The sequence below is a fragment of the Streptomyces sp. CA-111067 genome (assembly GCF_050956065.1).
GTDB lineage: Bacteria > Actinomycetota > Actinomycetes > Streptomycetales > Streptomycetaceae > Actinacidiphila.
The window spans coordinates 5,640,017-5,658,197 of record NZ_CP192103.1; the positions used below are offsets into that span (position 1 = coordinate 5,640,017).

Here is an 18,181-nt window from a genome sequence, read left to right on the forward strand (position 1 = left end):
TAGCCGTGGACTGTCCGCATCCGTATCGTGTCGGCAGTGGACCGGTTCATGAGGTAGGCCGATCGACGCCGATCGATGCTGATCGATCGGGGACTGGTGCGGAGAGGGGGCGCCATGGACGACTACGCGGGACGGGTGCTCGCCGACCGCTACCGCCTTCCCCGGCCGCCCGCCGACGAGTTCGAACTCGCCGAGACCAGGGCGTTCGACACCTACAGCGGCCAGGAGGTCCTGGTCAGGCAGGTGCTGCTGCCCGACGTCGTGACGGCCGAAGTGCCGGGCGACGAGGGCGGGTTCGAGGATCCCGACACCGTGAGCGACAGCGCCAGGCGGGCGCTGGAGGCCGCGCGGGCCGCCGCCGCGATACCCGACCACCCGCGTCTGGTGCAGGTCTTCGACATCTTCATCGAAGGCGGCAGCCTGTGGATCGCGAGCGAACTGGTGTCCGCCCGCCCGCTGGCGGCGTTACTCGCCGAGCGCCCGCTGGACGCCTACCGCGCCGCCGAGATCGCCTCCGACGTGCTCACCGCGCTGCGCGCCCTGCACGCCCACGGCTGGACCCATCGCAATGTGACCGCCGGCACCGTGCTGGTCTGCGACGACGGCCGGGCGATGCTGGCGGGCCTCGCGGCCGGCGCCGCCCAGGAGGCGCTGTGCGGCTACGACCCGGTGCCCGAGGAGGTGTTCGCGGGCGGCCCCGACAGCCCGGAGAACTCCTGGCGCGGCCCGGAGTCCGCCCTCGAACAGGAACGCGCCCGGCAGAACCGGATCACCGTCGTCGGCCCCGTCACCGAGCGCTGGGCGCCCGAGCAGGCCCACGAGGTGCACGAGAACTGGCGGTTGTCGCCGCCGGTCGGCTCGGCCGCCGATCTGTGGGCGCTGGGCTCGCTGCTGTTCCGCACCGTGCAGGGCCACCCGCCCTACCCCGAGGACAACGCGGCCGAACTCGTCCAGCTGGTCTGCGCGGAGCCGCCCGCCTTCGCCGAGGAGTGCGGACCGCTGCGGCCGATCGTGGAGTCGCTGCTGCGGCCCGATCCGGAGGAGCGCCCCGAGGCCGAGGAACTGGGCGGCTGGCTGCGGTCGTTGATCAGGTCGGCGCCCGAACCCGACCTCGGCGTCAGCACGGTTCAGGTGCCGGCCGACCCGGCCCGGCTGCCGGTCAAGCGGCGCAGGGGCGAGCTGGTGCGGCGCCGCCGCAGGGCCGAGGCCGCCGCCGATCCCGGCTCGCCCGCGCACCGCAAGCACGCCCGCGGCAAGCAGGCGAAGCAGGCGAAGCCGCCCAGGCAGGTCAAGCCGGTCAAGCAGACCAGGCCCGCCCGGCAGGCCAGGGCGGCCGTCGCCGCCGAGCCCGGTCCCGAGCGGGTGCGCGGCCAGGTCAGGCAGGAGCAGCTGTTCCGCGAGGACCGCGAGCAGGTCGTCTACCGCAAGCCGCAGCGCGGCGGCACGAAGAAGAGCGGGAGCACCCCGCGCAAGCTCGGCGCCCGGCTGGTCTTCCTCGTCCTCGCCGTACTGGCCGCGCTGGTGATCTTCGCCGTCCTCGTCCTGCCGCACCGCGACGGGGCCTCGGGCGACAGCCCGAACGGCGACCGTACGGTGCCGGCCGAGATGCCCGGCTCCGGCGGCGACAGCAAGGGCGGCGCCAAGGACCACCCGACCACCGCCCCGCCCACCAGCGCGCAGCACACCACGAGCAAGCCGACCTCCGCCGCACCGCCGGCCACCTCGAAGGCGCCGCCCGCCACTGTGCCGCCGCCGCCCGACCTGGGCTCGGACTTCGCGGTGCGCAGCGACTCCGCGGGCTTCTCGGTGGCCGTCCACACCGGCTGGCAGCGGGCCGGCAAGAACGGCCAGGGCCAGGTCCACTACACCGGCAGCGGCCTGCAGCTCACCGTCGTGCCGGGCCGGGACACCGTCTCCGAGCACGGCGACGACCCGCTCGCCTACCAGCTGGAAGAGCCCGAACTCGCCGCGTTCCGGGCCTCGGCCTGGTCCGCCGCCTCCAACCTGCACACCCTGGACGTGCGCGGCCACCACGCGGCCGAGGGCGAGTACAGCTACCGCGACGCCTCCGACAACCAGCTCTACGCGCTCAACCTCGCGATGATCATCGACGGCCGCTACCACCTGGTGGTGGTCAGCGGTCCGGACGCGCAGCGGGCCGACGTGCAGCGCGCGTTCGACAAGGCCGTCGAGACGTACGCCGTGCACTGATCCCGCACGCCGGGCCCGCCGGTGTGCGGATCGTGTGACGGCAGCGGGAGGACCCCTGCCCTGGGGCATGATTGCGGCATGGCAAGTGACGGGGGATGGATCACGGCCTCGCAGATACCGCGGGACGTGGTCGCCGGCCGGTACCGGATCACCGGGCGGCTCGGCCGCGGCGGCATGGGCACGGTCTGGCGGGCCACCGACGAGCTGCTCGACCGGCAGGTCGCGGTCAAGGAGATGCACCTTCCCGAGTACGGGCTGTCCGAGCACGAGTCGAGCACCCAGCGGGACCGGGCGCTGCGCGAGGCGCGCAGCGTGGCGCGGATCCAGCACCCGCACGTGGTGGTGGTCTACGACGTGGTGCAGCAGGACGGCCGCCCGTGGATCGTGATGGAGCTGGTGGACGGCCGCTCGTTGGCGGCGGTGCTGTCCGAGGACGGTCCGCTGCCGCCGCGCGAGGCCGCCAGGATCGGCGCGGCGGTGGCCGGCGCGCTGCGCGCCGCGCACGACCGGGAGATCCAGCACCGTGACGTGAAGCCGGCGAACGTGCTGATCGAGCAGCGCACCGGCCGGGTGGTGCTGACCGACTTCGGCATCGCCCGGATACCGGGCAGTGCCACGATCAGCGAGACCGGCGCCTTCGTGGGCTCGCCCGAGTACACCGCGCCGGAGCGGATGATGCCGGGCGGCGGCAGCGCGGGCCCCGAGTCCGACCTGTGGTCGCTGGGCGCGCTGCTGTGCGCGGCCGTGGACGGCCACTCGCCGTTCCACCGCGAGTCGATCGGCGAGATCGTGCACGCGGTGGCGATCGACGACATCCGGCCGCCCTCGGCGGTCGGCGCGCTGCTGCCGGTGGTGCACGGGCTGCTCGACCGCGATCCGGCCCGCCGGATGGCGGCGGCCGAGGCGATGACGGTGCTCACGGCTTACGCCGAGTACGGCATCGAGCCGCCGACCCCGCAGCTGGTGCGCCGGCCGGAGCCCGACCTGGGCGCGGATCCGGGCGCCGACCCGGGCGCGGCGGCCGATGTCGGCGGCCCGGCCGGCCGTACCCCGGCGGACCGCGCGGGGACTCCGCAGCTGCCGACGGGTGGCGGACCGGGGCCGCTGGCGACCCGGCGCGGCCGCGGCCGGCGGCGGGCCGGGATCGCCGTGCTCACCGTCCTCGCCGTGGCGGCCGGCGCCACCGCCGCGGTCCTCGTGACCCGGGGGAGCGGCGGCGACCCGGCGGCCGCCACCACCGGGGCACCGGTGGTCCGCAGCACCGCGCCCGCCACGACCGCCGGGCCGGCCAAGCCGCCCGCGAGCAGCGCGCCGCACACCGCCCCGGTGCCGGCCGGCTCCACCCGGGTCGAGGACCCCAAGGGCTTCTCGGTCGTGCTGCCGGCCGGCTACGTCCGCGATCCGGAGCCGCCGCGTACGTACTACTGGTCGGCCGACCGCGGCTTCCGGTTCGGCGAGCGCGAGCAGAAGCCCGATCCGCGCGGGCCGTACGGCGTGATGCACGACCAGGACGTGGCGGGCCCGAGCGCGAACGGCTACAAGGGCTACCGGGACGGCGTGATCACCAGGACCACCCACCGCGGCCAGGAGGCCGCCCTGTGGGAGTTCACCTACGACGGCTTCCCGAACAAGCCGGGCGCCCGCCGCACCTTCGACCTGTGCTGGACGCAGGACGGCCGGATGTACGACCTGTGGCTGTCGGCCCCGATCGCCCGGGTCGAGCAGGCCCGCGCGATCTTCGACGAGGCCGTGGCGAGCTTCCGCCCGCACCGCTGAACGTACCGGCGCGCCCACCGGCGCCGGCGCCGTCACCGGCCCCTGGACGTACCCGCGGTAGCACCGCACTGAACTGCGATGATCACCACACCGCCAGCAGATGCTGGCTTAATTGCGCGGATCATCGAGAAATGGGCTACTGACGGGTATCCAACCGGCGCCCCCGAGTCGTAACCTCACCGGCATGACGGATTCGCCGCAGCGCAGCGCCCCCACTGACGGTGCCCCCACCGACGGCAACCCGGTCGCGCCGCCCGCCGCCGCGGGCCGCGGGGCCGAGGACGTCGTCACGCCCGACCTGATCGCCCGGCTCACCCGCGGCGTCACCGGGACGGGCCGCACCGCCAACCACACCCCGCTGACCGGCGAGCGGCTGGCCGAGCTGCCCGAGGCCACCCCCGACGAGGTCGCCGCGGCCTTCGAAAAGGCCCGCGAGGCGCAACGAGGCTGGGCCGCCACCCCCGCCAGGCAGCGCGCCGCGGTGCTGCTGCGCTTCCACGACCTGGTGCTCGCCCGGCAGTCCGAGGTGCTCGACCTGATCCAGCTGGAGACCGGCAAGGCCAGGCTGCACGCCCACGAGGAGGTGCAGGTGGTCGCGATGGCCGCCCGGCACTACGGGCGCACGGCCCCGCACTACCTCAAGCCCAAGCGGCACACCGGCGCCATCCCGACGCTGACCAAGGCCGTCGAGCTGCGCCAGCCGCGCGGTGTGGTCGGCCAGATCGCGCCCTGGAACTACCCGCTGGAACTGTCCGTCGGCGACGCGCTGCCCGCCTTCGTGGCGGGCAACGCCGTGGTGATGAAGCCCGACACCGAGACCGCGCTCACCGCGCTGTGGGCCCGCGAGCAGCTGATCGAGGCCGGGCTGCCGGCCGGCGTCTGGCAGATCGTGATCGGCGAGGGGCCGGTGGTCGGCCCCGCGCTGGTCGAGCACGCCGACTACGTGTCCTTCACCGGCTCCACCCGCACCGGCCGCGAGGTCGCGCAGCGGGCCGCCGCCCGGCTGATCGGCGCCTCCCTCGAACTCGGCGGCAAGAACGCCCTGCTGGTGCTCAAGGACGCCGACCTCGACAAGGCCGCCGACGGCGCCGTGCGGGCCTGCTTCGCCTCGGCCGGCCAGCTGTGCATCTCCATCGAGCGGCTGTTCGTGGACGAGTCGGTCGCCGACGCCTTCACCGAGAAGTTCGTCGCCCGCACCCGCGCGATCCGGCTCGGCACCGCGCTCGCGTACGGGGCCGGCATGGGATCGCTGGCGGGCGAGCGGCAGTTGGCCGTGGTCAGCCGGCATGTGGACGAGGCCAGGGACAAGGGCGCCACGGTGCTCACCGGCGGCCGGCCGCGCCCCGACATCGGCCCGTACGTCTACGAGCCCACCGTGCTGTCCGGCGTCGAGGCCCCGATGGCGGTCTGCACCGAGGAGACCTTCGGCCCGGTGGTGTCGGTCTACCGGTTCCACGACGAGGACGAGGCCGTGGAGCGCGCCAACGCCACCGAGTACGGCCTCAACTCCAGCGTCTGGACCCGCGACACCCGGCGCGGCCGGCGGATCGCGGCCCGGCTGCGGTCCGGCACCGTCAACGTCAATGAGGCGTACGCCTCCGCGTACGGCAGCGTCCGGGCGCCGATGGGCGGCATGAAGAACTCCGGGCTGGGCCGCAGGCACGGCTCCGAGGGCATCCTGAAGTACACCGAGGCGCAGACCGTCGCCACCCAGCGGCTGCTGCCGATGGGCCCGGCGCTCGGCATGGACGACGAGAGCTACGCCGCCTTCCTGAACCGCTCGCTGCGGGTGATGAAGGCCCTGCGGCTGCGCTGACCCGCGCCGGCCCCGTCCCGCCACCGTCACCCGCCACCCCGTCCCGTCACCCGTACCGAGCCGGAGGAACACGTGTCACAGCAGGACGGCTACGACTACGACGTCCTCGTCATCGGCTCCGGGTTCGGCGGCGCGGTCTCGGCGCTGCGGCTGACCGAGAAGGGCTACCGGGTCGGCGTCCTGGAGGCCGGCCGCCGCTTCGCGCGCGCCGAACTGCCCCGCACCTCCTGGGACGTGCGCAACTACCTGTGGGCGCCGGCCCTCGGCCTGTACGGCATCCAGCGCATCCACGTCCTGGGCAACGTCCTGGTGCTGGCCGGCGCGGGCGTCGGCGGCGGCTCGCTGAACTACGCCAACACCCTCTACGTGCCGCCGAAGGCGTTCTTCGAGGACCGGCAGTGGGGCGGGATCACCGACTGGCAGCAGGAACTGGCGCCGTACTACGACCAGGCGCGCAGGATGCTCGGCGTCCGGCTCAACCCGACCACGACCCCCTCCGACGAGCATCTGCGGGCCGCCGCCGAGCACATGGGGGCCGGCGACACCTTCCACCTGGCGCCGGTCGGAGTGTTCTTCGGCGACGGGCAGGACGCGGACGGGCAGGCCACCGCCGAGCCCGGCGGCGAGGTGCCGGACCCGTACTTCGGCGGTGCCGGGCCGTCCCGGCGGGCCTGCACCGAGTGCGGCGAGTGCATGACCGGCTGCCGGCACGGCGCCAAGAACACCCTCAACGAGAACTACCTGCACCTGGCCGAGAGCGCCGGCGCCGTCATCCACCCGATGACCACCGTCACCGGCCTCAGCGAGGACCCCGCCGGGGGCTACCGGGTCACCACCGTGCCCACCGACCAGCGCAAGAAGGGCCGGCGGCAGGTGCTGCGGGCCGGGCAGGTGGTGGTCGCGGCCGGCACCTACGGCACCCAGACCCTGCTGCACGCGATGCGCGACGAGGGCAGGCTGCCCGGCATCTCCGCCCGGCTCGGCGAGCTGACCAGGACCAACTCCGAGGCGCTGGTGGGCGCGCAGACCACCCCGTCCCGGTACCGCAAGAAGCACCCGGACCGGACGCTGGACTTCACCCGGGGCGTGGCCATCACCTCCTCGGTGCACCCCAACGACCACACGCACATCGAGCCGGTCCGCTACGGCAAGGGGTCCAACGCGATGGGCAACCTGTCGATCATGGCGGCGCCGTACGGCGGGAGGCAGCCGCGCTGGCTGGAGTTCGCGGCCAACTACCTGCGGCACCCGGTGGTGGCGGTGCGGTCGCTGTCCAACCGCCGCTGGTCGGAGCGGACCATCATCGGCCTGGTCATGCAGACCAGCGACAACTCGCTGAGCACGTACCGCAAGGCCAAGGGGCTGGGGAAGGGCCTGCTCACCGCGCGGCAGGGGCACGGCACGCCCAACCCGGTGCACATCCCGGAGGGCGCGGAGGCGGCTCGGCTGATCGCCGAGCAGATCAACGGGTTCGCCGGCAGCAACATCGGCGAGGCCACCCAGCGGCCGATGACCGCGCACTTCCTGGGCGGCTGTCCGATCGGCGCGGACGCCGAGCACGGCGTCATCGACCCGTACCACCGGCTCTACGGGCACCCGGGCATCCATGTGGTGGACGGTTCGGCCGTCTCGGCGAACCTCGGCGTCAATCCGTCGCTGACGATCACCGCGCAGGCGGAGCGCGCGATGGCACTGTGGCCGAACAAGGGCGAGGCCGACCCCCGGCCCGGCCAGGGCGAGGGCTACCGCGGGATCGCCGCGGTACGGCCCGCCGCCCCGGTGGTGCCGGAGGGGGCCTTCGGGGGGCTCCGGCTCCCGTTGCTTCCGGTGCCCGCGGTGCCGCCGAAGGACGGCGGGCCCGCCTGACTCTTCTGACTCCTCCTGCTGTGCCGCCGCGCCCGCCTGATCGAGGGGGGAAGTACGTACAGACGGGCGGTGCTTCACCCGATCGTGGAGCGGAAGTCCATGCCGGGTGCCTGACGTGAGTAATGTGGTTCTCGCAGAGCGGCCGATCCCGAGCGTCCCCGTGACCGACCGCCTCTTTGAGTCGCGACCGGACGGCTGTCCCCTGCCTTCCGATCACATTCACCGATACGAGGTCCCACGGCGGGCGCACGACTGCACCCGCCTCATCGCATCGGTCACACCCCGCCTAGCTGCGTCTAAGCGGTGTCCATTTCCACGCGTGGTGTTGGTTACCGCCCCTGGATGGCACGGACATCACCTCCAACGAAGAGGCGGCGGGGCGGTCACGTGCCGTTCGGGTGATCCCCCTGAAAGAGGTCACGCCCGCCGCCGGGCTTCGGGTCGCGGCCACGCGGCGGAGCCGCATATCAGGCAAAGCCCCGCGCCCCTGACGGGGCGCGACCGGGCCGGCCGGGGCCGGTAGGATCGGGGTATCCCCGTAGCGATCCGCCGGAAGGCAACCCGTGGCAGCAGCGACCCCCTCCGCCCCCGACGCCGTACTCGTCGTCGACTTCGGCGCCCAGTACGCCCAGCTCATCGCCCGCCGGGTGCGCGAAGCGCGGGTCTACAGCGAGATCGTGCCGTCCACCATGCCGGTCGCCGAGATGCTCGCGAAGAAGCCGCGGGCGATCATCCTGTCCGGCGGGCCCTCCTCGGTCTACGCCGAGGGCGCGCCCTCCCTCGACCGGGCGATCTTCGAAGCCGGCGTCCCCGTCTTCGGCATGTGCTACGGCTTCCAGCTGATGGCCACCGCGCTCGGCGGCACCGTCGACAACACCGGCGCCCGCGAGTACGGCCGCACCGAGCTCGACGTCTCCAGGCCCGGCTCCACCCTCTTCGAGGGCACCCCGGCCGAGCAGTCCGTGTGGATGTCGCACGGCGACGCCTGCTCGGCGGCGCCGGAGGGCTTCACCGTCACCGCGTCCACCTCCGTCGTCCCGGTCGCCGCCTTCGAGAACGACGAGAAGCGGCTCTACGGCGTCCAGTACCACCCGGAGGTCCTGCACTCCACGCACGGCCAGCAGATCCTGGAGCACTTCCTCTACCGCGGCGCCGGCATCGAGCCGGAGTGGACCACGGTCAACGTCGTCGAGGAGCAGCTCGCGCTGATCCGCGCCCAGGTCGGCAGCAGCCGGGCCATCTGCGGGCTGTCCGGCGGCGTGGACTCCGCGGTCGCCGCCGCGCTCGTGCAGAAGGCCATCGGCTCCCAGCTGACCTGCGTCTACGTCGATCACGGCCTGATGCGCAAGGGCGAGACCGAGCAGGTCGAGAAGGACTTCGTGGCCGCCACCGGCGTCCAGCTCAAGGTGGTGGACGCCAGCGAGCGCTTCCTCACCGCGCTGGCCGGGGTCAGCGACCCGGAGCAGAAGCGCAAGATCATCGGCCGGGAGTTCATCCGGGTCTTCGAGCAGGCGCAGGCCGAGATCGTGGCCGAGGCGCCCGGCGACCAGCCGGTGGAGTTCCTGGTGCAGGGCACCCTCTACCCGGACGTGGTGGAGTCCGGCGGCGGCACCGGCACCGCGAACATCAAGTCGCACCACAACGTCGGCGGGCTGCCGGAGGACCTGCAGTTCCAGCTGGTCGAGCCGCTGCGCCAGCTGTTCAAGGACGAGGTCCGGATGGTCGGCCAGGAGCTGGGCCTGCCCGAGGAGATCGTGCAGCGCCAGCCGTTCCCCGGCCCGGGCCTGGGCATCCGGATCGTCGGCGAGGTCACCCGCGAGCGTCTCGACCTGCTGCGCGAGGCCGACGCCATCGCCCGCGAGGAGCTGACCGCGGCCGGCCTCGACCGGGAGATCTGGCAGTGCCCGGTGGTGCTGCTCGCCGACGTCCGCTCGGTCGGCGTCCAGGGCGACGGCCGCACCTACGGCCACCCGGTGGTGCTGCGCCCGGTCTCCTCCGAGGACGCGATGACCGCCGACTGGTCCCGGCTGCCCTACGACGTGCTGGCGAGGATCTCCACCCGGATCACCAACGAGGTCAAGGACGTCAACCGGGTCGTCCTGGACGTGACCAGCAAGCCGCCGGGCACCATCGAGTGGGAGTAGGGGCGCGGCGGAACTTCCGGGGCGCCGCGTTGAGTCACAGCCGCCGGGTGTACGTATAGCCCACTGACACCGCCGTACCCGGCAGAACCGTTTCCACCAGGAAGCACGGGCGGCGGGAGAGGCGGGAGACGATGCTCGACACCTGGCGGGAGACCGCCGGCCGGTACGCGCTGCTACCGCTGCGGATCTTCCTCGGCGTGACCTTCACGTACGCCGGCCTCGACAAGCTGACCAGCGACACGTTCTTCACCGACTCGGCGAACGGCTCCCTGGTGCAGACCCTGCACTTCTCGCACAGCACCGCGGCGATACCCGCGATGGTCAGCCTGGCCGAGAAGGCCCCGCACGGCTTCGGCTACGCGATCGCGCTCGGCGAGCTGGCGGCCGGCCTCGGGATGTTCTTCGGGCTGCTCGGCCGGATCGCCGCGCTCGGCGGCGCGGCGATCTCGCTGAGCCTGTGGCTGACCGTGAGCTGGAACGCCACCCCGTACTACTACGGCAACGACCTCGCCTACCTGATGGCCTGGCTGCCGATGGTGCTGGCCGGCACCCCGTACCTGTCGCTCGACCAGTGGCTCAGGCGCCGCCGCGGCGCGTCCGGCCCCGCGACGGCGCTCGGCCGGCCCGCTACGTCCGCCGGCTCTGCTGCCGCCGGCGAGCACGGAGATCGCGTACGCTCCGCGCCACCTGCGTGACGATCGCGGTCAGCACCGCGAGCGCCAGCCCGCCGATCACGATCGGCACCGAGCGGTGCACGTCCAGGTGCCAGACCTGGCCGGCGTCGAGGAAGAAGAAGACCGCCAGGGTCAGCAGCACCAGGCCCATCACCAGGGCGGCCGGCTCGAACCGGTGCCGCCTCATCGGGTCACCCGCAGGTCTCCGACGCCGACGTCCACCCTGAGGTTGACGGTGCCGGTGGACCTGGCGCCATTGAGCGGTGTCAGCATGAGCGGCTTCTCTTCCTTGTCGTTCTTGAGGTCCACGCCGCTGTGCGAGTGGTCGGACAGCAGCACGTCGCCCACCGCGACGTGGTAGGTCACGTTCAGCGTGAGGTCCGGCGGCAGCTTCACCACGGCCTCGCCGACCCGCACCTTCAGATGGGTGCTGACCGTGCCGCCGTCCAGATCCAGCGCGGTCAGGTCCAGGTTGCCGCTCCCGGCGCCGCGCAGGTACGTGGGCTGGACCGCCGCCGCGTCCGACGGCCGCCAGGTGGTGGTCCAGCCGGCCTGGTCCTTCGGCAGCGAGGCCGCGCCGACCAGTCCGGCCAGGAGCAGCAGCGACATGAACACCGTCCCGCCGCGGGCCCGGCCGGCGAACGAGGCGGTCACGAAGGCCAGCCCGTACACGCTCAGCGCCCCGGCGAGGCCGATCTCGGTGGCCGCGGTCGGCGACTGGTACTGCGCCGACACCCCGGCGCCGACGGCCGCGGCCGTGCCGGCCAGCAGGAAGGCCGTCACGCTCAGCGGCCAGGACCGCTCGCGCCTGACCGCCTTCTTGCGCTCCTTCCACCGCTGCCGGTCGATGTCGCCGTACGGCCCGTCGTCCGGCCCCCACAGGTAGCCGGGGCCGTCCTTGGCCAGCGGGTCGCGCCACCAGGACGGCGTGCCGCCGGGGGAGGGGGGCGCCTGCGCCGCGGGCGGCACGTCGACCATCACCGCCGCCGCTGCGGCCGTCGCCTCGCTGTCGAGGCCGCCGCTGCGGCGCAGCATCGACCAGTAGACGGCGCCGGCCGTGGCGGCCAGCAGGATCAGCGAGAACGCCTGGTTGGCGCCGTTGCCGAGCATCGACGCGTACAGGCCGCAGCCGACCAGCGTCATCAGCACGGCGATCAGCGGCGGGCCCTCGATCCGGCCGGACAGCAGCCGGTGCGCCTCGCTCTGCCGCTCGCCCTCCTGCGGGACGATCAGCCAGCCCATGCCGTAGATGATCAGACCTATGCCGCCGGTCAGCGACAGCACGGCGAGCACCACCCGGAAGATCACCGGGTCGATGTCGAAGTAGCGCCCGGCGCCGTCGCAGACGCCGGCCAGCATCTTGTGGTCGCGGCCGCGCAGGAGGCGGGGTTTCGGCGCGAGGTCGTCCTCGGCGTCGGAGCCGGCGGCGACCGTCCCGTCCTCCAGGCCGGCGTCGGCCCGGGTGGCGCCGGCCGGTTCCGCGAACGGTTCCGTGGGTTCCGCGGTCGGATCGCCGGCCCGCTCCGCGGTGGGATCGGCGGTCGGATCGGCGTCACTCGGGGCCGCGGCACGTGGCGCGTCGTCGCCCGGTGCGGCGGTGTCGGGAGGCGGCTCGTCCTTCATGACGACCATGGTGGCCGGTCGGCGGCCCGCCGGGCACCCGTCACGACCCTGGTCCGTCCCTGATCCGTCCCCTGGGGGCAACCCCCGGGGTCAACCCTGATGCCCGCGACCGGCCCGCCGTGTGACGATCGGGGTATGTCAGCGAGCAGGCCGCCCGGCGGAGCGCACCCCGGAGCGACGTCGAGTGCGCCCACCGGCGCCTCCTTCCTCTCCGGCGCCGGCGGCGCCGCCCCCGGCGCCCAGAGCGGCGACTCCGGCGTGCGCAAGTTCTACCGCAGCTCCGAGGGCCGGATGATCGGCGGCGTGGCACGCGGCCTGGCCGGCCACTTCGCGCTGCCGGTGCTGTGGGTGCGGGTGCTGTTCATGGTGCTGACGGCCTGCGACGGCATCGGCGTGCTGCTCTACGCCGTCTTCTGGTTCTTCGTACCGCTGGGTGTCGGCGGTGTCGCCGAGGCGAAGGAGCCGCGCGACGCCCGGTCCTGGCTGGCCGGCAAGCGCCCCGACAAGGGCCAGATCATCGCGCTGATCGCGGTGGCCGTCGGCACCGGCATCCTGATCGACAACATGAACCTCGGCGCCGCCAACCGCGCGGTGTGGCCGGTGCTCGTGGTCGGCCTCGGCGTGGCGCTGATCTGGCGGCAGGCCGACAACGCCCGCAAGGCGCGCTGGGTCGAGATGAGCCACGGCAAGCGGTTCTGGCCGCTGGCCAGGGCCGCGGCCGGCGTCGGCCTGGTGGTCACCGGCGTCACCGGCTTCATCCTGGTCCGCGGCAGCAACAGCCACTTCGGCGGCATCCTGCAAGCCGCGCTCGCGGTACTGGTGGGCGTGGCGCTGATCGCCGGGCCGTACCTGGTGCGGATGGCGCAGGACCTGTCGGCGGAGCGGCTGATGCGGATCCGCGCGCAGGAGCGCGCCGAGGTCGCCGCGCACGTCCACGACTCCGTGCTGCACACCCTCACCCTCATCCAGCGGCACGCCGAGGAGCCGCGCGAGGTCACCAGGCTCGCCCGCGCGCAGGAGCGCGAGCTGCGCGCCTGGCTGTACCGTCCTGAGGGCACCGGCAAGGACGACGAGCCGAAGACGCTCGCCGACGCCGTACGGGCCGCCGCCGCCGAGGTGGAGGACGCGCACGGGGTGCCGGTCGAGGTGGTCTGCGTCGGCGACTGCCCGCTCGACGAGGGCCTGGCGGCACAGATGCAGGCCGCGCGTGAGGCGATGGTGAACGCGGCCAAGTACGGTGGCGACGAGGCCGTCCAGGTGTTCGCGGAGGTGGAGGGGACCAAGGTCTTCGTCTCGGTCAGGGACCACGGCCCGGGATTCGACCTCGATCAGGTGCCGGACGACCGGATGGGCGTCCGCGAGTCGATCATCGGCCGGATGCAGCGCAACGGCGGTGAGGCGAGGCTGCGGGCCGCGCCCGGCGGCGGTACGGAAGTCGAGCTGGAGATGGAGAGGGCGGCGGCATGAGCGGCATGGGCGGAACGGTCGGTACGGGCGGTGTCGGCGGCGTGGACGAGGGCGGCACGGGCGAGGGCGGTGCGGGCGACGGCGGCCGGCGGGTGCGGGTGGTGCTCGTCGACGACCACCGGATGTTCCGCACCGGCGTGCAGGCGGAGATCGGCGCCACCGCCGAGACCGGCGTCGAGGTGGTCGGCGAGGCCGCCGACGTGGACCAGGCGGTCAGCGTCGTCACCGCGACCCGGCCCGAGGTCGTCCTGCTCGACGTCCACCTGCCCGGCGGCGGCGGGGTGGAGGTGCTGCGCCGCTGCGCGCCGCTGATGGCCGACCCCGACGAGCCGGTGCGCTTCCTGGCGCTGTCGGTCTCGGACGCGGCCGAGGACGTGATCGGCGTGATCCGCGGCGGCGCCCGCGGCTACGTCACCAAGACGATCACCGGACCCGACCTGATCAACTCCGTGTTCCGGGTGCGGGACGGCGACGCCGTGTTCTCGCCCCGGCTGGCCGGCTTCGTCCTGGACGCGTTCGCGTCCACCGACGCGCCGCCGGTCGACGAGGACCTGGACCGGCTCACCCAGCGCGAGCGTGAGGTGCTGCGGCTGATCGCCCGCGGGTACGCGTACAAGGAGATCGCCAAGCAGCTGTTCATCTCCGTCAAGACGGTCGAGTCGCACGTCTCGGCGGTGCTGCGCAAGCTGCAGTTGTCCAACCGGCACGAGCTGACCCGGTGGGCGACCGCGCGCCGGCTGGTCTGACATCCTGTTCCCCCGGCCCGCGAGGGCGAGCCGGTGAGAAGGGGACGGGACCGCGATGAGGAGGACGCCGCTCGCCGCGGTGGCGCTGCTGCTCGGCCTGCTGGGGCTGCTGGTGTCCGCGGCGGCCTGCACCGGGGGCTCCGGCGGTTCGCGCGCTGACGACTCCGCGCCGACGGCCGGCCTGGGCCGGCCCGACGCCCGTCCCACCGCGACGGTCTCCACGCCCGGCGACGACCGGACCACGGTGAGCGCGTCCACCCGCTTCATGCTCTCCCACCAGCGCGAGCTGGGCGACGACGCGCCGGGCCCGCAAGGGCCGTTGCTGGTCAGCGAGGGTTCCGGCCGGTCGATGTTCGTCTGGGAGACCGCGGACGGCCGGGAGTGCCACGGCATCGCCACCACCGCCGCGATGTCCCCGCTGACCTGCGGGACCGACCCCGAGGTCGGCCGCAGTCCGCGGCTGCGGACCATCGCCGCCACCGAGGTCGACACGTGGAATGTCGTCTTCGGCGCGGAGCACGAGACCGTCAAGTCCGTGACCTGCAACGGGGAGCCGGTCGCCGTGCACAACATCGGCACCATGACCGGCGGCCGGCGGATCGTCTACGCGATCACGTTCCCCGCCGTCACCCTCGGCTCGCTGACCGTCCAGGTGAGCCGGGACGGCGAGCCGGCCACCGAACGCCTCCCGATGAAGCAGCAGCCCGGTTCGGGCGGCCATCCGGTGTGCCGCTGAGATCCGACCGGCGGCTGCGGGATGGCGCGCGGCGGGCCGGGAGACGGGGAAGGACGTCGCCGGACCCGCCGCGAGTTCAGGGAGGAACGGGCTGCTAGAAGCCGCTCGGCCCGTATGTGTTCGAGGGCGGGGCCGGGCGGTAGCTGCCGGCGAGGCTGCTGTCGCGGTTGACCGCCGTGCGGTGCGCGTCCGGGTGGGTGTAGCGGCGCAGCCGGCGCCGGCCGGTGATCGCGTCACGCACTTCTGTGACGGCCGTCCTGAGGAAAGTCTTCATGGCCGAGCCCCCTTGCCGTGGGAATACCCCGACCACAAGTCTGCGCCCGCGCGGGGCCCGTCGCACGCTTCCTGAGCGGAACTTGAGGTTGGGCGGTCGACGGGCGGCCGTGCGGGGGCTTGGCCGGCCGGGCTATGCGGGGCGGGTCGCGCCCGCGAAGGGCATCTCGGAGATCGGCGCGACCCGGACCGGGGCGCCGGGGTGCGGGGCGTGGATCATCTGGCCGTTGCCGATGTACAGGCCGACGTGGCTGATGCCGGAGTAGAAGAACACCAGGTCGCCGGGCTGGAGTTGGGACTCCGAGACCCGGGTGCCCGCGTTGATCTGGGTGTACGTGGTGCGCGGCAGCGAGACGCCGGCCGCGCGCCAGGCGGCCTGGGTGAGGCCGGAGCAGTCGTAGGCGTTGGGTCCGGTGGCGCCCCACACGTAGGGCAGGCCGAGCGCGCGGTAGGCGAACGCGACGGCCTTGGCGGCCCGTCCGGAGGCCGCGGGCGCCGAGCCGGCGGGGGCGGCGTCGGAGGTGCCGGTGCCGGTGCCGGTCCCGGTGCCGCTTCCGCTTCCGGTGGACGTGCCGAGCGGGGTGCGCTGCGCCGCGCGGCTGGCCGCGTCGGCCGGCGCCGAGCCGTAGTCGGCGGCGGCGACTGCCGCGCGCTGCGCGGCGGTCAGCTGGTCGAGCAGCGCCTGCGCCTGGTGCAGCTTGCGCTCCACCGTCCGCTTGCGGTCCGCGACCTTCGTCTGCGCGCCGCGCAGCGTGGCCAGCTTCTCGCCGGCCGCGTCATGCGTGGCGGTCACCTCCCGCTGCTGCACGGTGAGTTGGTCGAGCGTCGCGGTCTGCCTGCTGCCGATCTGGCTGAGCAGGCTGGTCTGCTCCAGGTACGCGTCCGGCGCGCCGCTGAGCGCGAACTGCACGGTGGGGTCGAGCGAACCGCCCCGGTACTGCGCGGCGGCCAGCGAACCGACCTCGTCCCGCAGCGTGTTGAGCCGCGCGGTCTTGCGGGCCAGCTCGTCCTGGAGCTGGTCGACGGCGCTGCCGGCGGCGTCCGCCTGCTCCTTGGCGCCGTTGTACTGCTCGGTGGCCTGCTCCGCCTGCCGGTAGAGGGAGTCCACCTGGGACTTGACCTCCGCCGGGGTGAGCCGCGGCTCCGCGTGGCTGGTCTCGCCGAACAGCGTGACGGACGCGGCCGAGGCCAGCGCCAGGGTGGCGGCCGTACGGGTCATCGTCACCGTACGGGGTGACGTCCTGCGGTGTGATGCTGGCCTGGACTGGGGACTGTGTGAGGCCATGCCGGCCGTCACTCCTTCCGGGGTCGGCCCGGCGGCGCCCGTACGGGGGAACGGACGCCGCCGGACCTTCGGCGGGGATGGCCGTGCCGCCGGTTGCGACGGCTGTGGGGATCGGCCACCTGAGGAGTGACGCTAAACCTGAAGGGGGGAGTGCCCGGGGCAAGTGACCGGGGTTGTTCCCTTATCGCTCTCCGCTGTCCGTAACCGACCGCCGTTGGACGGCGGTCGGGACCGGGTGCGACCGGTTACGCCAGCCGGACCGCGCCCGCGAACGGCATCCAGCTCATCGGCGCGATCTCCACGACCCCGCCGGTGTGCGGCGCGTGCACGACGTTGCCGTTGCCGAGGTAGATGCCCACGTGGCTGATGCCGGAGTAGAAGAACACCAGGTCGCCGGGGCGCAGCTGGGACTCCGAGACGTGGGTGCCGTCGTCGTACTGGTCGTAGGTGGTGCGGCCGATGTGGATGCCGGCCGAGGCGTACGCGGCCTGGGTGAGACCCGAGCAGTCGTAGGAGTTCGGGCCGGTCATCCCGGAGGAGTACGGCTTGCCGCGCTGCGCCAGCGCGAAGTTGATCGCCTGCTGGGCGCGGCCGGAGGCGGGGCCCGAGTACGTCGGGTAGCTCGCGTTGGACGCCGTGGACGAGCCGGAGGAACCCGAGGAGCCCGAGGAGTTCGACGCCTTCGGGTGCATCTTGGCGATCTGCGCCTTCTGCTCCGCGGTCAGCGAGTTGAGCAGCTTGTGCGCGGCGGCCAGCTTCGCGTTCACGTTCTTCTTCTGGGTGGCCAGCGACGCCTGCGCGGTGGTCAGGTCCTTGAGCGCGCTGCTCGCCTGGCCGCGCTGGATCGACGCCTGCTCCTGCTGCACCTGGAAGGTGGCCAGCGCCTGCTGCTGCGTCGTGGTCATCCGGTCCATGGTGTGCGTCTGGTTCAGGAACGCCGCCGGGTCGTCGGAGAGCAGCAGCTGCGTCGTCTGGTCGAGGCCGCCGTCGCGGTACTGCGCCGAGGCGAACTGCCCGAGCACCCGCCGGGTCTCGTTCATCTTCTCGGTCTTCTGCGCGACCTGCGTGAGCAGCTGGTTGGTCTTCGCCCGCTGCGTGTCGGTCTTCTCCTTGGCCTGGTCCAGGTGCTGCGTCGCGACCTCGGCCTGCTGGTTCAGGGTGTCGATCTGCGCCTTGACCTCGGCGATGGAGGGCTTGGCGGGCGCGGCGTGCGCGCTCTCGCTCAGCAGGGTGACCGAGGCGAGGGCCGCGGTGGTGATACCGACGGCGGCGCGCGGGGCGGTCGTGGAGAGTATCCGGGTACGCGGCTTGCGGTGCGACGCCAAGGGAGGCGACTCCTTCCGTGACCGCCGACCGGGTTAGCTGACGGGTTCGGGCTGGAAGGCAGCCCTACGGGTTCGACGCTTTTCGGCGTCTCACCCGATTCACCCCGGAATGCTGTTGGGTCCCCGGTTCCGGCCGCCGGCCGGATTAGGCGAAGGTGTCTCGCTGCCGACACCAGCATCGACGAGGAACGAGTCACCTAGCGGGATACCGTAGTCAACTTCGGCGACTCTTGGGAAGT

General features: G+C 73.3%; 14 protein-coding genes and 1 riboswitch. Of the genes, 9 read left to right on the forward strand and 5 right to left on the reverse strand.

Features of this window, described 5'->3' with window-relative positions; all coding sequences use genetic code 11:
* Window positions 1-114: 114 nt before the first annotated feature.
* From ACQPW6_RS24885 to ACQPW6_RS24910, 6 genes are all read left to right on the forward strand, one after another.
* Window positions 115-2,211: a protein kinase gene (locus ACQPW6_RS24885; RefSeq protein ID WP_433891890.1), complete on the forward strand. Its 2,097-nt coding sequence runs from the start codon at window positions 115-117 to the stop codon at window positions 2,209-2,211.
* A gap of 78 nt (window positions 2,212-2,289) precedes the next feature.
* A complete protein-coding gene (locus tag ACQPW6_RS24890; RefSeq protein ID WP_433891891.1) occupies window positions 2,290-3,987 on the forward strand; it encodes a protein kinase domain-containing protein in 1,698 nt (565 codons plus the stop codon).
* A 184-nt stretch (window positions 3,988-4,171) separates the two neighbouring features.
* Window positions 4,172-5,803, forward strand: a complete 1,632-nt coding sequence (locus ACQPW6_RS24895; protein WP_433891892.1) for a succinic semialdehyde dehydrogenase — start codon at window positions 4,172-4,174, stop codon at window positions 5,801-5,803.
* A gap of 72 nt (window positions 5,804-5,875) precedes the next feature.
* A complete protein-coding gene (locus ACQPW6_RS24900) occupies window positions 5,876-7,669 on the forward strand; it encodes a GMC oxidoreductase (protein WP_433891893.1) in 1,794 nt (597 codons plus the stop codon).
* A 563-nt stretch (window positions 7,670-8,232) separates the two neighbouring features.
* Window positions 8,233-9,813 (forward strand): glutamine-hydrolyzing GMP synthase, encoded by a 1,581-nt coding sequence (gene guaA, locus ACQPW6_RS24905; RefSeq protein ID WP_433891894.1) that lies wholly within the window; start codon window positions 8,233-8,235, stop codon window positions 9,811-9,813.
* Window positions 9,814-9,944: 131 nt separating this feature from the next.
* Window positions 9,945-10,508 (forward strand): DoxX family protein, encoded by a 564-nt coding sequence (locus ACQPW6_RS24910; protein ID WP_433891895.1) that lies wholly within the window; start codon window positions 9,945-9,947, stop codon window positions 10,506-10,508.
* On the opposite strand, the gene ACQPW6_RS24915 is transcribed toward ACQPW6_RS24910, so the two are convergent.
* Together ACQPW6_RS24915 and ACQPW6_RS24920 are read right to left on the reverse strand one after the other, a co-directional pair.
* Window positions 10,441-10,674: a hypothetical protein gene (locus ACQPW6_RS24915; RefSeq protein WP_433891896.1), complete on the reverse strand. Its 234-nt coding sequence runs from the start codon at window positions 10,672-10,674 to the stop codon at window positions 10,441-10,443. The genes ACQPW6_RS24910 and ACQPW6_RS24915 overlap by 68 nt on opposite strands.
* Window positions 10,671-12,110, reverse strand: a complete 1,440-nt coding sequence (locus tag ACQPW6_RS24920) for a PspC domain-containing protein (RefSeq protein ID WP_433891897.1) — start codon at window positions 12,108-12,110, stop codon at window positions 10,671-10,673. The genes ACQPW6_RS24915 and ACQPW6_RS24920 overlap by 4 nt, the downstream gene beginning before the upstream one ends.
* A 99-nt stretch (window positions 12,111-12,209) precedes the next feature.
* Between ACQPW6_RS24920 and ACQPW6_RS24925 the strand changes: the two genes are divergently transcribed.
* From ACQPW6_RS24925 to ACQPW6_RS24935, 3 genes are read left to right on the forward strand one after another with little or no spacing between them, the layout of a single operon-like run.
* A complete protein-coding gene (locus ACQPW6_RS24925) occupies window positions 12,210-13,577 on the forward strand; it encodes a PspC domain-containing protein (protein WP_433891898.1) in 1,368 nt (455 codons plus the stop codon).
* Window positions 13,578-13,582: 5 nt separating this feature from the next.
* The gene (locus ACQPW6_RS24930) at window positions 13,583-14,323 is read left to right on the forward strand and encodes a LuxR C-terminal-related transcriptional regulator (RefSeq protein ID WP_433894646.1); all 741 of its coding nucleotides are present in this window, start codon (window positions 13,583-13,585) and stop codon (window positions 14,321-14,323) included.
* Window positions 14,324-14,378: 55 nt separating this feature from the next.
* Window positions 14,379-15,059 carry a hypothetical protein gene (locus ACQPW6_RS24935; RefSeq protein WP_433891899.1) on the forward strand — a complete coding sequence of 227 codons (681 nt, stop codon included), beginning with the start codon at window positions 14,379-14,381 and terminating at the stop codon, window positions 15,057-15,059.
* A 94-nt stretch (window positions 15,060-15,153) separates the two neighbouring features.
* On the opposite strand, the gene ACQPW6_RS24940 is transcribed toward ACQPW6_RS24935, so the two are convergent.
* The 3 genes from ACQPW6_RS24940 to ACQPW6_RS24950 form a co-directional block, all read right to left on the reverse strand.
* Window positions 15,154-15,333: a hypothetical protein gene (locus ACQPW6_RS24940; RefSeq protein WP_433891900.1), complete on the reverse strand. Its 180-nt coding sequence runs from the start codon at window positions 15,331-15,333 to the stop codon at window positions 15,154-15,156.
* Window positions 15,334-15,465: 132 nt separating this feature from the next.
* Window positions 15,466-16,551 (reverse strand): NlpC/P60 family protein, encoded by a 1,086-nt coding sequence (locus ACQPW6_RS24945; RefSeq protein WP_433891901.1) that lies wholly within the window; start codon window positions 16,549-16,551, stop codon window positions 15,466-15,468.
* Window positions 16,552-16,862: 311 nt separating this feature from the next.
* The gene (locus tag ACQPW6_RS24950) at window positions 16,863-17,942 is read right to left on the reverse strand and encodes an NlpC/P60 family protein (protein WP_433891902.1); all 1,080 of its coding nucleotides are present in this window, start codon (window positions 17,940-17,942) and stop codon (window positions 16,863-16,865) included.
* A gap of 7 nt (window positions 17,943-17,949) precedes the next feature.
* Window positions 17,950-18,104, reverse strand: a riboswitch (cyclic di-AMP (ydaO/yuaA leader).
* Window positions 18,105-18,181: the final 77 nt, after the last annotated feature.